The sequence below is a fragment of the Curvibacter lanceolatus ATCC 14669 genome (assembly GCF_000381265.1).
Classification (GTDB): domain Bacteria; phylum Pseudomonadota; class Gammaproteobacteria; order Burkholderiales; family Burkholderiaceae_C; genus Curvibacter; species Curvibacter lanceolatus.
This window is the reverse complement of the sequence record NZ_KB906289.1, coordinates 19,848-34,525: the sequence shown is the minus strand read 5'-3', so window position 1 is coordinate 34,525 and position 14,678 is coordinate 19,848. Positions and strand designations below refer to the sequence as shown.

Below are 14,678 nucleotides of genomic sequence, written 5' to 3'. Positions count from 1 at the left end.
CCAGATTGAAGGCGAAGCCGCGGTTGGAGGTGTCGCCGAAGAAGGTGCTGTAGACCGCAAACAGCAAACCGATTGCGAAATAGCCGAGCAAAAGCTTGTGCTTCAACTTCATGAGTCAAAGATCTCCCTAAACGTGCCGATGAACGAATCCGAGGCATGGCGAAGCTGGGCGCCGGCCGGATGTCATGCGGAGATCACGGCTCAATATGAGAAGCAAACTCCGTAGATGCAAATGTATCAGAATCGGATGCTTGGGATGTGTCTGCAAAGCCATCAGGTCCCACCCGTTTGCCCGATCCCGACAACCTCCGTGAGGTGTTCGCGTATTGGGTGCGCCTGCTCCGGGTGCAAAAGGGTTGGTCGCAGGAGCGACTGGCGATGGAATGTGAATTGGACCGGACCTATGTGTCCGCGGTTGAGCGATCGCGTTGGAACGTCTCGCTGTCCAACATCGAGCGACTGGCGCAGGCCCTGGATGTGGCGCCTTGGATCTTGCTCAAACCCCCGGAGGGGTTTGAACCAGAACTGACCATTGAGCGCTTGTCCAAATAGGGCACGAGGATGTTCAGGAAATGAGGCTGAGCCCCAATCCTTGGGGAATTCACCGGGATACGTACGTTGATCGTTTAGACTCATTTGTAATTCAGCTGAGCTCCCTCAGCTTGAAATTGACATGGCTTCGGAGTAGTGATCATGGTGACTCGTACCCCAAATCAGACCCAACCTGTACTTGTTCAGTCGCGGGTTGACACTGGAGTTGGCTTTTTCACACACCACGGTGTTTGGGCTCCTGGGGTTCGCTTGTTTCGCAAGCTCCAATTCGGGGCCAAGGCATGCTGGATCTCCCTTGCGTTTCTCGTACCTTTGTTGTTGTTGGCCGCGGCTTATATCCGCACCAGCCAAGCGACGATCAATTTCGCAGAGCATGAATTGCAAGGCGTGGCAGTGATTGCGCAGATCGAGCCCTGGCTAATTGAAGTGCAAAAACAGCGCCGATTGGTTTTGTCGGGGTTGAGCAAAGCGCCAGACATGGATGCAATTGCAGCCCGCCTCGACACCGTCAAAGCACAGGTCAGTGGTAGTGCTGCATCGCTGGACCTGAGTGCAGAGTTTTCCAAGGTGAGTCAGATCCATGAGGCCTTGCGTTCCAAGGCAAACGTCGGTGTCCTAGATGAGTTAGAGGCGGTTCTTCAGACCTATGTCGACGCTGTTCGCGATCTGCGGGTCACCGTCATGGATCGTTCGGAACTCACGTTAGATCCGGATCAGGATACCTACTACCTGATGACCTTAGCCACGGAGGTCGTGTCAGACGTCATTGAGCCTATTTCGCGATCTCGGGCAATTTCGGGGATGCTCGAACGAAAGGGCGGGACTGATCCAGAGTTGCAGCGAAAGCTTTATGGAATCTGGTTTCTGGGGAGCGACAAACTCAAAGCGATAGGACAAGCAGCTCAGCGAGCAGGCGAGGCTAATCCAGAAGTGGTCCGTCGGGTTCGGGCTGCTGAGGCTGCTGCTGATTCCCAGGCTTTCTTGGCTGAGGCCTCCAAGACCTGGTTCGAAGGGGAATTCAAAGCCGAGGTGGAAAAACTCGCTGTCCCAGGGCAGAAAGCCGTCGATAGCCTCAGGGGTGTTAGCTCAGAAAGCCTCAAACTTCTTGAAGAGCTATTGCAGGCACGCATTGATCGGACGGTTGACGAGCGGCGGAGGTTGCTGGTGTTGTCCACAATTTTTCTGCTGGCCGCCGCATATCTTTTCTACGCATTTTTTTTGGTGATGCGCGGTGGCCTGCAGGAGGTGACTCGCCATTTGGAAGCCATGACCGAGGGCGATTTGACAACGTCTCCGAAGCCCTGGGGGCGTGACGAAGCTGCTCAATTAATGTTGATGTTGTCAAAAATGCAGGAGAGCTTGCGAAGCATGGTGCTACAAGTTCGGCGCTCTTCGGATGAAATTGTGCATTCCAGCACTGAAATCGCTGAGGGTTCTATGGACCTCTCTGCTCGAACCGAACAGACCGCTGCGAACTTGGAGCAATCTGCAGCAGCGATGGAGGAGATTGGTGCGACAGTGCGACAGACCTCTGACCATACGCAGGAAGCAACGCGCATCGCAGCACAAAACGCCGTTATTGCGGGGCGCGGCGGCGAAGTGATCGGTAACATGGTCAACACCATGGAGAACATTCAAGCCTCCTCCAAGAAGATCGAGGACATCATTGGCGTGATTGATGGGATCGCGTTCCAGACCAACATTCTGGCGTTGAATGCGGCGGTCGAGGCGGCCCGGGCCGGGGAGCAGGGAAGGGGCTTCGCGGTGGTGGCCAGCGAAGTTCGAAGTTTGGCGGGGCGCTCAGCATCGGCTGCCAGGGAGATCAAAAGTCTCATCAACGCAAGCGTTGAGCAGGTTGATGGAGGCACGGAGATCGTGCGTGAGGCCGGGAGCACGATGCAGGAAATCGTGACGAGCGCTCAACGAGTCAATGAGTTGTTGAGCTACATCGCGTCGGGATCCGTTGAACAAACGCAGGGAATTGGGCAAGTCAGCGAAGCCGTTCAGGACCTGGATCGGGCGACTCAACAAAACGCAGCGCTTGTTGAAGAAACTGCGGCTGGGGCGTCCGCTTTGCGAGACCAGGCATTGGCGTTGGCGCAAGAGGTGGCTCGCTTCAGGGTCCCTGAGGGGCTGACGCTAGAGGCCCGCGAGGAACTGCGAATTGACGATTTGGACATTGATAGCGCCATTGAGGCCCATCGGCAGTGGAAGGTCAAATTGCGTACAGCCATCGAGCACCAGTCACAGCTTGACGCTGAAACGATCAGTTGCGATGACCGTTGCCCACTTGGGAAATGGCTGTATGGTCCTGGCGGACATCGTCTGGGAAGTCGTCCGAGCTTTGTGCAGTTGCTGGAGGAGCACAAGGTCTTTCATCAAGCGGCAGGGGATGTCGCTAAACGAATCAATTCCGGAGCATATTCGCAAGCCCAGCGGATGTTGGGTGCGGGATCTGAATTTGCAATTGCCTCGACAGCCGTGACGACTGCTTTGGCCAGAGTCAAGCGGGGCGTATGAGGGTGTTCGGAAAACGTCAATGTTGATCAGGAGGATTGGGTGGGGGCACCCATGTCCATGTTGAACGGCTCTTTCCGTGCCCGTTTGACGGCATACATTGCCTGGTCAGCTGCATCTATCAACGCTGCCGCCGTTTGGGCTTGTTCCGGGAAAAAGGCCACGCCTGCGCTGGCTCGGACTTGCGTGACTCGCCCACCTTTGAGTGGGATGGGTTTCTCAAGCTCCATCATCGCTCTGTCCAATATGAACGTGATTTGATCGCTTGGATTGATCTGCGTGAGCAATACGACGAATTCATCCCCACCAAGACGTGCGACGGTGTCGATGGTTCGCACGCTACGCGACAGCCGGGCTGCTACGGCCAACAAAACTTCGTCGCCAGCTTCGTGGCCAAGCTGATCATTGATGGCTTTGAACCCATCCAAATCCAGAAAGCACAGCGCAACCTGTTGTTTCTGTCGAGTGGCGTTGGCCATGGCTTGCTCCAACCGTTGATTGAGGAGAACTCGATTGGCAAGCCCGGTCAGTGGATCATGAAACGCCATCGTGGCAATTTCATCATGGCGGGATTTCATCTGGGTGATGTCGAGCAACATCCAGATGCTTTCCTTGGTCGTCGTGGACAGCATTGCGCCACTCAAGTCAATCCAGAGCACGGAGCCTGATTTGTGGCGCATTGGTAGTTGCGTGCGATAGGTGCCCCCTGATGTAAGAATCGGGTAGGCCTCGCGTCCAATGCGAGCGAATGTGTCATTATCGAAGTAGACCTCGCGCGCGGATCGTCCGATGGCTTCTCCAGCAACACCTCCAAAAATGTGCGTGAATGCTTGGTTGTGCCAAAGTGCATGTCGCCCACGCAACTTGACGATTCCCACCAAGTCGTTGTCCAGCATCAGATGCTGCTGACGATTGACTTGTTCAAGCTCCCGTGTCCGCTCGCTAACCCTTTGCTCCAACTGATGCCGAAGCTCTCCCAAGGCCAATTCAGCGTTGCGCCGAGCAGTGATATCTTCAATCACGAGAATCAGACCTGAAGCTGACCCTGTACCCGTTTCAGTACCACTCAGAGGTAGAAACTTCCGGCTTCTCTGACATCGCAGTTGCTGCCTGCAGGCAGCAACTGCGGGCGAATTCAGCGGGTGTGGCCCACTCCAGCGCAGAGTGGGGACGACTCTCGTTGTAGTACCTGCGCCACGCTTCGATTTTGGTCTTTGCATCCGCCAATGACAAGAACCAACTCGCGTTCAGGCACTCCTGCCGCAGTCGACCATTGAAGCTCTCCACTGCCGCGTTGTCTGTCGGCTTGCCTGGCCGGCTGAAGTCCAACTCAACGCCGCGCTCGTAAGCCCATTTGTCCATCACCTTGGAGATGAACTCGCTTCCGTTGTCTGTCTTGATCGTGCCTGGCAGGCCACGTTGGACACAGACGTCGCTGAGCGTTCGCACGACATCTTCCCCCTTCAAGCTCTGGCCAACCTCGATGGCCAGGCACTCCCTGGTGAACAGATCTACGACCGTCAGCATGCGCAGCTTTCGGCCATCAAACAAGGCATCGGCCACGAAGTCCATGCTCCAGATTTCATTCATGGCGTGGGCCAACTGCTTAGGCTGGCGTAGCTTGGCCGCTTTGTTGCGCCGCGGCCTTTTCAGGCGCAGCGACAGACCTTCTTCCCTGTACAAGCGGTAGACCCGTTTGACGTTGTCCCTGTGGCCCTCGCGGCGAAGCATCACGTGCACCCGGCGGTAACCATAGTGCACTCTCGTGTCGGTGATCTCCTTGATGCGCATCTTCAGTGCCGACTCGTCCTTCTTGACCGCTTTGTACAGGTAGGTCGAGGTCGACATCTTCACCACACGCAACGCATTGCGTTGGCTGCATCCAAAGCGCTGCATCAATTCGGGCACCAACGCGCGCCGCTGCGAAGGCCTCAAAGCTTTTTTGCAACGACTGCCTGCAACATCGCCTTGTCCAGGCTCAGATCGGCCACGATCTGCTTGAGCTTGCGGTTTTCCTCTTCGAGTTGCCGCAGTCGACGCAGCTCCGAGGGACCCACGCCTGCGTACTTCTTACGCCACACATAGAACGTCGCATCGCTGATGCCCATCTTGCGGCATACCTCCTCGACGCTGATTCCCAACTCAGCTTGCTTGAGTGCGAACGCGATCTGATCTTCAGTGAACCTGCTCTTTTTCATGACATGCTCCTGGCCCAAAACAGGCCTTCATCATGCCGGCAGCTCTGTTACCAAACGGTACTAAAACATGGGACAGGGTCAGGTTCGATCTGGCCCCCAGAAGTTGGGCTGGGAACATCGCCTCACTTGCAGACGCAGCACCAGGCGATACAGCTCCCCATCACTCGAATGGTGTGCTGCACGGATACGAACCGGTGACGATGTACGCAGCATTGACCATTGATTGCGCGAATCAGCCGCTTGCGGGATTTCGAGGGGCTGCCAATTTCGCGACCTTCGAGCACGGCTATCCAGGTAGTGACGTCGGTGGCAATTCAATGACAAATGTGCATCCTCGACCTGGTTCTGAGTACAGTGACACTTCACCTCCATGAAGTCTGGCAACGTGTTGGGTGATCCAAAGACCCAACCCGAAACCTTGAGCTTTGTCGTTGTAGTGGCCACGTTCGAACTTGTCAAAGATGCGTGATTGCGTTTGGTGGTCCAGTCCCGTACCTTGATCGCTGACAGACAATTGAAGCCAGCCTCGAGTGTCCTGCGCTGCACAGACGCCCACCTTGCCCTGCCGAGCGTATTTGACTGCGTTATCAATCAGGTTGGAGAGAGCCATTCGAAGCAAAGTTGGGTCGCCGATCCAGACTGGTAGATCGTGCGCCAATGAAAGATCAAGCCAATGCCTCGGCGACCAGTGAACCAGCTGGGTGGCTTCATTCACCAGATCTGCCAGGTTGAATTCGGCGCTAACCAATTGCAATCCACCGGCGCGAAAACGTTCACTGCACAGGCTGTTGTCGACCAGGGCACTTAGGCGCCGGCAGGCGCGACGGATTTGCGCTGCTTGCTCGATTTGCCGTTTGATATCGAGCTCCGGAAAGCTCATTTGCTCGGTGGCCGCGCTATCAATGATCGTCAAGGGCGTACGGAACTCGTGACTGATCATGCTGAAGAATTGGCGCTGCTCCAATAGCATGCGGCGTTCGTGGTCCAAAGCCATCTGCAGGGTTTGTTGGGCTTGGCCGAGTTCTGCCGTGCGTTCCTCTACACGGGTTTCCAGCATTCGTTCAGACTTGGCGAGTTCGTGGTATGCCTGAGTTCTTGCCGCATTCGCTTGTTCAAAGCGTTGATAGAGGCCGACTCCAATGCCGATCGTTGCAGTGGTCAGCAGTAGCAGCAATTGGAATTGCCAGATCTGGGCGGTGTCGTGCATCACCACACGCGTCCCTGTGAACTCAGCCAAGGTCAGGACGATGTTGCCTGACTGAAAAGCGTATGTCAGCAGCAGCAGACCTCGCTCAATGTTTAGGCCGTGGCGACGAATCTCCGCGCCACAGATCCATGTGCCGGCAAAGACACTCAACATGGGACTGATGATGCCAAGCAGTGCGAACCTTCCATAGCACCCAAGAGGAATGCTCAGGGTCGCAAAAAGGTTGATCAGGCAAAGTGCCCACAGGAAAACATGAATCGGTCGCCATCTCTTCTGACCACGGGTGAGAAGCTCGATAGTGAACCAAGCAACGGCTGCGGCCACGAAAAAGACACCCAAACCCACCATCGCACTGGCCAAAGCAGGATGTTGATCAAGCAACCAGACATTTGAGTAACCGTGCAGATTGAATGCGTGAATCAGCGTCAAGGCACCCAGCACACCGGTCGCTGCTAGGCGACGTTCCTTGAAGGCGATAGCGCCTCCGGTGACCAGTACCAAGAGGGAAACGCCGAGGCCAAAATACAACCCCAACATCCATCCGTCTCGTTCGGTCTGAACAAGTAAGTCGTTGGGGCGCCATAGACTGGCATACACCCTCATAACGCTGCTACTTTCAACTCGTATCAGGATCGGCTCAGCTGGGTTCAAGCGGAAAACAAACTTGTGTGTCTGCAGTCGTTCCGCTGATGGTCTCAGGTCTCCTGCATCTTGAGGGATCCATTGCCCTTGATGTGATTGGTAGAGCGTGATCCAGTCCAAATAGGGAGGACTGATTTGCAGCAATAAGCCCGTTTCGTTGCGCAGTTCCGAAGGTAACGTCAGGCGCAACCAGATCACGTTTCGCGTGTAACCCTCACTCACGGGCCCTTTGAGCCACTGGAATTCGCTGTCTGGCTTGGCTGCGACAGAGTCCACAGTGGCCAGCCCCGTCTGATCGATCAACTGCTGCCAAGCTAGTTGGCTACCAAGGTCGATTGATCTCCCGATTTCCAACTGGTCGATCCACTCACCCGCACGTAACCAACCGCAGCTCAGCAAGAGAAGCAGTGCCAGCAACCATTTTGATGTGAGTTTTTGTGAGTTCTTGTACATGGCATGTATGGTGCTGTTCTCGGAAAATCCGGAGCCAGAACTCCCCATGATGCCTCAACAGCCATCCCCTCCTTCAATTGCTCGAACCATTGCCGTCGTCGAGGATGACGAGGACATCCGCAACAACATCTGTCGCTTCTTGTCTAAGTCGGGCTTCAACGCCTGGGGGGTCGAATCTGCTGAGGACTTCTATGTGGCTTTGTTGCGGGAACGCGCCGATCTCGCGCTCGTCGACCTCGGTTTGCCGGGCGAAGATGGCATGTCGCTGGTCAAGCGATTGGCCGCACAGGACATCCCCGTCGTGATCCTGACTGCTCGAGGTGAGTTGACCAGTCGCATTGCGGGACTCGAGTCAGGTGCTCTGCAGTATTTTGTCAAACCGACAGACCTCAATGAGTTGGTCGCTGGTATCCGATCGCTGCTACGACGAGTAGGCTACTCAGCCGCTGACGAGGCCACGGCATCCGCCTGGCGACTGCGGGCCGCCGAGGCCGTATTGGTCTCGCCAGACAACCAAATGGTGGCACTGACAACTCGTGAGCTCCAATTGTTGACTTGCCTTGCTCGGACGCCGGGCTCTGTGGTGAGCAAATCAAGTTTGATCGATTCGATGGGCGGTGGTGACTCAGATGAAGCTTTTCACCGTATTGAGGCACAACTCAGTCGCCTCCGCCGCAAGACATTGCTCGACACCGGACAGCATCTACCCGTGCGTGCGGTTTTTGGCCGCGGCCTGGTATTTGTTCCATAGATCTATGCTCCACACACATCAGTGGCTTTGTTTTCCCGCAATCCAAAGGACTGGGGCGGACGTGTTGCCTGGCGCATCAATGCGCGTCTTTTTGAGGCTCTGTCACCTGGCACTTTTTACACTATCGTGCTGGGGTGCTGCGAGCCCGACTCAGGCTGCTTCATTGCGCCCCATCGTTGTCAATTGCATTTTTGGGGAGTCGCCCAGGGCATCCATTCGAGGTGCTGTTGGTGACACCGTGGTGATTAGGGTTGTGGGTGGAGTTTGCAGGTCCGTTCAGGCCACGAAAGGCAGCATCGTCGGTGCAAAGACAATTTCCCAAAGCTCGCCAGAGACTTACACCCTGGCATCGGTTGGTCATGGTTCCATCTCCATGGTGTCTCTCTCGCATGAGAGAGTCATCTCGATCCCATTTGTTGTAGTCGGTGCCGGATGGCGCGATGGCATTCTGCACTTCTGACCTGATATCTGATCGTTCGTCAGCAGAGGACGGGGACCATCACCCGACATAACACATGAAAAATGACCAAAATCGTATCTAACCTCGACCTTCTGAGGCGCGTACCACTGTTCGCGATGCTTTCCGCCGTTCAAGCTGAAGAGATTGCCCTGACCGTGGGAAAGCAAAATTTCGGACGCGGGGAGATACTAGTGAAACAGCACGCGAGAGCAGACCGACTCTTCGTGTTGCTCACTGGCCGGGTGCGAGTGGTTTCCAACTCCAGGAGTGGACGCCAGCTTTTTCTGAACAAGCTGTGCGCGGGCGATATCCTCGATGAAGTGAGCTTGATTGACGACAAGCCGCATTCAGCTATGGCCATCGCCGATACCTCTACGGACGTCTTGACACTGAGTCGAGATGATTTTTTGCGTTGTCTGCAAGCGAATAGCCACGTTGCGTTTGCTTTCATGACTCGACTTGTAGATCGACTGCGTCAAGCGGATCGCCGTATAGAGTCGTTTGCTCTCATGGGAGTCCACGGACGAGTGGGGATGGCATTGATAGAGAACGCATCTCCGTGTTTTGATGGCTCTATGGTGATCGACGAGAAGATTTCACGCCAAGATCTTGCCAAGATGGTTGGCGCTTCGCGTGAAATGGTCAGCCGGGTAATGAAAGACCTTGAGGCTAAGGGTTTCATTCGAACAGAGACCCCCAGTCGAATGACACTTCAAAGCACCTTGCTCCAGCAATTTGCGTGAAGGTCTCGAGTCAGGACATATTCTGACCATGCTCGTCAAGCGGCTCGGTCGGTGTGCCATTAACCTGTTCGCTCAGGTGTTCTTGCGCACAGCAAGCAGAGCCGGTGAATTGACTTTGACTGAAGTTCGTGAAGTGGAACCCAAAAACTGTCATTTCAAAGATGGGCCTCGTGTGAAGCTGTACTGTTTTCTTGCCAAGCAACGAAGCAGTTGCGGCCGCTAGATTTCGCTTTGTAGAGCGCGGCGTCAGCGTGTCGGATCAGATCCAAAGAGGAGGCTTCGATACGCGGCATAACGGTCGCACCGCCTACGCTGACCGTCACATGCCCATCGATTCCGCCTGCACTGTGGGGGATGGCAGCTTCAGCCATCAAAGTCCGGATTCGTGTCGCAACGACATCGGCTCCTGCGGCGTCTGCACCGGGCAGGATGAAGGCGAACTCTTCACCTCCGTATCTGGCAACGATGTCGTTCGGGCGCAGCACAGCCTCACCTAGTGCACGCGCCACAGTGCGTAGGCACTCATCACCCAGGGGGTGGCCATAGTGATCGTTGAAGCTTTTGAAATTGTCGACATCGATCATCAGCAAGGTGATTGGCAAGCCGCTACTTCGGGCACGACTCCACTCCAGAGTCATCTGCTCATCGAAGCCTCGGCGGTTCAACACGCCGGTCAGTCCATCCACTAAAGCCAGGCGCTCCAGGGCTGTTTGACTGCGTTTTTGGACCGAGATGTCCCGCAGGGTTTCGACCACTGCCAGCAATTCTCCGTTGTCGTCATAGATGGGCCCTGCATCGATCGCGAGATAAAGTTCCACACCGCGTCTTGGCATGTGGCACCAGTTTTCAGCATGGACGCCGAAGGTGCTCGTGATCTCGGGGTCGCCATGGGTCACGTACAGGCCATCGAGCTCCTGGGTCCGCCCTTCGACGATCAGGTCGGCCAGACAGGGCCGAGGGGTTTCGTAAAAGCCACGCCAATGGTTCTTTGTTCCAACGACGTCCTTGGCGTCCAGCCCGGTCAAGGTTTCGCATGCCCGGTTCCAGATCAGCACCCGACCATCGGGAGCGAGCACAAATGTCGGGACGACCAGAAACTGCATGAGCTTGACGGAAAAGGCGCGCGCGGAATCAAAAAGTTGATGGGAAGGTATGTTTTTCTTGGCCATGGTAGCCCTCATCGATGGCATGGTGTCTGCGAAGAACATGAAAGCGTATCCAGCCGGCCTCGTCATCGGCATTTCTCGGCCGCAGCTTGGTCCCTACGCAGATGTTTCTTCAGTCGGACATAAAAAGCGAACTCCCGATGCCATCACAAAAGTTGCAAACCTTGTCAGAGGAAGCCCATGATATCGTCAGCTTAGCTAGTCCCAAGGCTTGTTTTGAACCTACTTCGAATAGAGCATTCTGTCGTCGCCAATGACATACCTAAAGCCTTGTGAGGCGGCAGATTGTGGAGTCCAGCATTGCCACAGCAGGGTTAGCGGTCTTCCCCCCTGGTAGGTGCTCGTTTTGAGCGCAGGGCGATTGGCATTCACTGGCCGCTGCAACGCTGCTCAATTTAGCCCTGCTCTGCGACCAGCATCCGTCGAAGTCTTTTGCGCTCATACATGGCCGTATCCGCCAGACTAAGCGCCTTTTCAGCATATACCGCAGAGGACGCTACGACTGCCAAGCCCACACTGGCTCCGAGGTAATCTAACGTGTCGCTGCCGAGCGCAAAATGGCCTTTTGTCGCGTCAGAGATTCGCACAGCAAACTGCTCGCCAGCTCGCTCAGCTTCTGCCGCTTCAGAAGGCCCCAGGCCCACCACGACGAATTCGTCGCCGCCGATTCGTGCGGCCAGATCCTCGCCTCGTAACCCTGCTTTCAACCGCGCCGCAATCTCGATCAAGAACGTGTCACCAAGTTCATGCCCATAGGTGTCATTTATCGCCTTGAAGCCGTCCAGATCAATGTAGGCAACGAGCAGATGAGAGCCAGCACGCTTGCAATGAGCGAGCATTCTGGTCAGCTCGCTCAATAAAGCACGGCGGTTCGGTAAGCCAGTCAACGAGTCCGTCCTTGCTTGTTGCGCAAGTTGCTCAGTGGCCAGCACAAGCTGCCGCAAGAGCTGCTCTCGCTCGATGTGCTGCCCAATCAAGGTTGAGAACAACACCAGCACCCGCTCCACCTCGGCACTGGGCAGTCGGCTTTGGGTACTGGCTGCGCAAAGGGTTCCAAAAAGCGATTCGTCTCCGAGGCGCACTGGGGTGCTGACGTAGGTTTCAATGCCCAGAGCCTTTGCTGCTTCAGAGTCGCCCCAGCACTTAGAGACGTTGGATGTGAACGGCTGCCCCTCATCTAACGCTCGCTTGCAAAGAGTGTCACCCCATGAAACAGCGAGACCTTCCGGTATGTTCATGGTGTGGGTGTTGTGGGAAAACAGGATTCGCTGCTCATCCCTATCCAGATCAATCACGGTGAGGTAGGCCGAGTCCAACCCGCTGATGGTCTGCAACATTTCCAGCAATGGACGCGTCAACTCCTCAAGGGTTCTGGCAGACGTGACAGAGGCTACAAGGCGATCAAGAAAATCATCCATGCTGGATTATTGGCCTGCCACCCGAGAAAATCTAGTAAAACTAGTAGTCTTTGCAAGAGTGTGTGGGCCTGATGAATCCTTGCCCCGGGATGTTTGCACATGACAAAATGGATTGCGCAAGAGGTCATGAATTACACGTCACACACTTTTCAGACTTAAGCGATATGAAGGCTAGGCATCAACCCGGCATCAGATCAGTGCGAGTAGGATCAGCTCACGGCGTATGCCACGCAAGATACCTGTTCTGACTGGCCCCCGTCTGCACACGTCTGCGAAGCAAAAAAAGAGATACCTGCTCACTCGACCCAGCCAAAGCTGAGTCGAGTGTTTGAGTGCATTTAAGACGTTGAGATCGCTATCGACGACCACGCTACAACGATCACTGATCGTGCCCCCGCGTCGATGCTGAGCCACCGATATTTGGCGTTCTCATCTACCGTCACCGGCAGTCGCGCATTGAACCCAGATCCCCAAGTCAGAGGCTGGCTCGAATCGAGCAACAGTAAGTGCGTCACCACTCCCGTGACCCGATTGAGCTCAATGCCCGAGATCACGGACCACCAATCTTTGGCCTCAGTCCGAAGCTGAATGATTGCGACACCGCCGCCTTGAATGAGGTTGGTCATGGCCTCCGCGTCCAACACTGTTCGGCCACGCTGGATCTCCACACCCAAGGCTTGCCAGTCTCTGCGAGAAGCAGGACGCCGAGCCAGCAGTGAAGTGGCCAATCGCTCACACCACCCCAAGCCGCCATCCTTGCTCTCCTTCGGATGCGTCACAAGGCAGAACCCTTTCGAATCCTGGGTCGGCCCAAGACCCCGAACCTCAAAGCACGGAGCTCCATCAAACCTCAGCCCAGCACAGTAGACGTGCTCGACCTGGTGCGGCGCGGACTCAGTACTCATCGGGCAACAAGACCGTCGTGTTGGAACGATCCGCCTCCGTGATGACCCAGAACTTCTGCTTCATGACCTGGCCGTCGATGGTTCTTTCCACCTCGTAAGCAGAAAACACCCTCTGACCTGTCAGTACCGCCAGTTGGTTCTGCTCGCGGTCGTGCTCATCCAGATCCCCCCAATCCCCCCGCACATGCCTTGCCAGCAGGCGAAGCGGGGACAGCCGCATGGCGGTCAGCACCTGCAAAGCGCCAGGTGTTGCAAAGATCCGCCCCAAGTTGAAAAGAGGCAAAGTGGATATCCGCGGCTTGGTGGCGGCATGGTCCTGGTTATTGTTGATCGACATATCCATGATGTGATGACTCCATGTGAATGCCTGCTGCCGAGCTTCGTACCTTCCTGCTCCTACCCGTTACTGACCCCTTCATCCGTCAATCGCCCATGGCTGTGCCTCGCGTGAGCGAAGCACAGCCAAGGCCAGTGACCTCAGAGAATCCAGTTGAAGGAAAGGGGGGAGAAGAAAGCCAGAAGAGCTGCTCGTGTCGAAGCCGAAGCTCCAGCAGGCGTTAAGAAAATCCCAGATCAGCGAGCCGATTCGTCGCTGACCCCGTTTGTGATCAGGCTGAGGCCTGTTGAACCAGATTGGCTTGCGTGGACTGGCTGCGCTCCAAGCGTCGTCCCAGCTTGGCTGCCAGGGTTGAACGAGCAGGGCGCCCGGCGTGTTGATCCTGTCCGGGTGTCAGGTGTTCGGCTTGGTCAACCTGAGGTTCATTCCGAGGTTGATCCGGAGGCTCATCCTGCGTCGGGGCGAAAAACTCCTCCACGACGGCCGGGCCATCCTCCTCAGACTCTTCGAACGCCCCCAGGCTCAGCCCTTCGCGCGCAGCAGCGTCGAGTGCCACCTGGTCAAATCCAGTGGCTTGCCTGCGCTCCCATGCGCTCTTGGCCTCCAACACCGCCTCATTGGCCGTCATCCCCGACCTCACGGTCAGATCGACGTAGTAAATTGCAGCACGCCGGGACAGCGTGGTCGACTTGCCCCGAAGCCGAAGCTCCAAAGGCATCGTCGACAACACCCCACCCGAGATCGCCTGAAAGTATTTCAATCGTGCTGCCAGCGTTCGAATGCTGTTGAAACCCGTGGTCCGGAACACAAAGCTGCCCAATTCATCATGGTGGGGATCGCCCTCTTGATCTTCCACGTCAATGCGAACATTCAGGCGCCCAAAGGGCTTGCACCCCCGGTCGCCATTCCATTCGCATGATTCAGGCGAGGGGCAGGGCAACGATTGAACCCCGCTGGATATCGCGCGACGGCAGGTTTCCCCGTTGCCAATGCACACCGGCCGGCCAGACACCCGGTCAAACAAGGTGTACTGAGCCCGGAGGTTCAAGTCCGGGTCGTCAAACAGCAAGCGAACGGGAATGCTCCTGAGTTTGGTGCTGCCGGTGGAACCGCCTTCTTTGGGTTCCTCGGATTCAGCTTTGCCTTTGTTCTTGCGCAGCGCTTCATCCAAGGGATGGTTGACCCAGCTCCCGCGCATTTGCACCTGGCTGGTAATGGTGAATTCGTCATCCTTGGCAGGAAGACGCTTGCCGTCCTTCTCCACGACACGCCCGATGGAGATGCGGCCAATGATGGGCGGCGTCAATGCCAGTCCTTTGAGCATGGTGT

General features: G+C 55.9%; 12 protein-coding genes. 4 read left to right on the top strand and 8 right to left on the bottom strand.

From position 1 onward, the window contains the following. The first annotated feature begins 288 nt into the window (after positions 1-288). Both F624_RS0130620 and F624_RS33775 read left to right on the top strand, forming a co-directional pair. On the top strand, positions 289-552 hold the full coding sequence (locus F624_RS0130620) for a helix-turn-helix domain-containing protein (protein WP_019578193.1): 264 nt from the start codon (positions 289-291) through the stop codon (positions 550-552). 249 nt (positions 553-801) lie between these two features. Further along, positions 802-3,072, top strand: coding sequence for a methyl-accepting chemotaxis protein (locus tag F624_RS33775; protein WP_019578192.1), 2,271 nt, complete (start codon positions 802-804; stop codon positions 3,070-3,072). A gap of 26 nt (positions 3,073-3,098) precedes the next feature. Here the strand turns inward: F624_RS33775 and F624_RS33770 are convergent, their stop codons facing one another. The 3 genes from F624_RS33770 to F624_RS0130595 form a co-directional block, all read right to left on the bottom strand. Next, a complete protein-coding gene (locus tag F624_RS33770) occupies positions 3,099-4,091 on the bottom strand; it encodes a sensor domain-containing diguanylate cyclase (RefSeq protein ID WP_157443713.1) in 993 nt (330 codons plus the stop codon). A gap of 34 nt (positions 4,092-4,125) precedes the next feature. Beyond that, positions 4,126-5,267 (bottom strand): IS3 family transposase gene (locus tag F624_RS0130605; RefSeq protein ID WP_157443712.1). Its coding sequence is split into 2 segments (ribosomal slippage): positions 4,126-5,015 and positions 5,015-5,267, totalling 1,143 coding nucleotides; the frame shifts between segments, so codons are not numbered across the junction. 286 nt (positions 5,268-5,553) lie between these two features. Continuing rightward, on the bottom strand, positions 5,554-7,569 hold the full coding sequence (locus F624_RS0130595; RefSeq protein ID WP_019578187.1) for a sensor histidine kinase: 2,016 nt from the start codon (positions 7,567-7,569) through the stop codon (positions 5,554-5,556). Between the two features lie 7 nt (positions 7,570-7,576). On the opposite strand from F624_RS0130595, the gene F624_RS0130590 reads away from it, so the two are divergent. Continuing rightward, positions 7,577-8,320 carry a response regulator transcription factor gene (locus F624_RS0130590; protein ID WP_019578186.1) on the top strand — a complete coding sequence of 248 codons (744 nt, stop codon included), beginning with the start codon at positions 7,577-7,579 and terminating at the stop codon, positions 8,318-8,320. 522 nt (positions 8,321-8,842) lie between these two features. Then, the gene (locus F624_RS0130585) at positions 8,843-9,523 is read left to right on the top strand and encodes a Crp/Fnr family transcriptional regulator (RefSeq protein ID WP_019578185.1); all 681 of its coding nucleotides are present in this window, start codon (positions 8,843-8,845) and stop codon (positions 9,521-9,523) included. Positions 9,524-9,678: 155 nt separating this feature from the next. Here F624_RS0130585 and F624_RS0130580 read toward each other — a convergent pair whose 3' ends face one another. From F624_RS0130580 to F624_RS0130560, 5 genes are all read right to left on the bottom strand, one after another. Continuing rightward, on the bottom strand, positions 9,679-10,692 hold the full coding sequence (locus tag F624_RS0130580; RefSeq protein ID WP_043427087.1) for a diguanylate cyclase domain-containing protein: 1,014 nt from the start codon (positions 10,690-10,692) through the stop codon (positions 9,679-9,681). A 392-nt stretch (positions 10,693-11,084) separates the two neighbouring features. Then, entirely contained in the window at positions 11,085-12,107 is a 1,023-nt protein-coding gene (locus F624_RS0130575; RefSeq protein ID WP_019578183.1) for a sensor domain-containing diguanylate cyclase, read from the bottom strand. Between the two features lie 338 nt (positions 12,108-12,445). Then, a complete protein-coding gene (locus F624_RS0130570; protein ID WP_245573772.1) occupies positions 12,446-12,733 on the bottom strand; it encodes a hypothetical protein in 288 nt (95 codons plus the stop codon). A gap of 268 nt (positions 12,734-13,001) precedes the next feature. Then, positions 13,002-13,349 (bottom strand): hypothetical protein, encoded by a 348-nt coding sequence (locus F624_RS0130565; RefSeq protein WP_043427085.1) that lies wholly within the window; start codon positions 13,347-13,349, stop codon positions 13,002-13,004. A gap of 271 nt (positions 13,350-13,620) precedes the next feature. Beyond that, the gene (locus tag F624_RS0130560; RefSeq protein ID WP_019578180.1) at positions 13,621-14,673 is read right to left on the bottom strand and encodes a recombination directionality factor; all 1,053 of its coding nucleotides are present in this window, start codon (positions 14,671-14,673) and stop codon (positions 13,621-13,623) included. Between the last annotated feature and the right edge of the window lie 5 nt (positions 14,674-14,678).

What these genes read in the sequence shown, in the direction of transcription:
- F624_RS0130580 (WP_043427087.1), bottom strand. Translation starts at nt 10,692, where the DNA reads ATGGCCAAGAAAAACATACCTTCCCATCAACTTTTTGATTCCGCGCGC.
- F624_RS0130590 (WP_019578186.1), top strand. Translation starts at nt 7,577, where the DNA reads ATGGTGCTGTTCTCGGAAAATCCGGAGCCAGAACTCCCCATGATGCCT.
- F624_RS0130570 (WP_245573772.1), bottom strand. Translation starts at nt 12,733, where the DNA reads ATGACCAACCTCATTCAAGGCGGCGGTGTCGCAATCATTCAGCTTCGG.
- F624_RS0130560 (WP_019578180.1), bottom strand. Translation starts at nt 14,673, where the DNA reads ATGCTCAAAGGACTGGCATTGACGCCGCCCATCATTGGCCGCATCTCC.
- F624_RS0130565 (WP_043427085.1), bottom strand. Translation starts at nt 13,349, where the DNA reads ATGTCGATCAACAATAACCAGGACCATGCCGCCACCAAGCCGCGGATA.
- F624_RS0130575 (WP_019578183.1), bottom strand. Translation starts at nt 12,107, where the DNA reads ATGGATGATTTTCTTGATCGCCTTGTAGCCTCTGTCACGTCTGCCAGA.
- F624_RS0130595 (WP_019578187.1), bottom strand. Translation starts at nt 7,569, where the DNA reads ATGTACAAGAACTCACAAAAACTCACATCAAAATGGTTGCTGGCACTG.
- F624_RS0130585 (WP_019578185.1), top strand. Translation starts at nt 8,843, where the DNA reads ATGACCAAAATCGTATCTAACCTCGACCTTCTGAGGCGCGTACCACTG.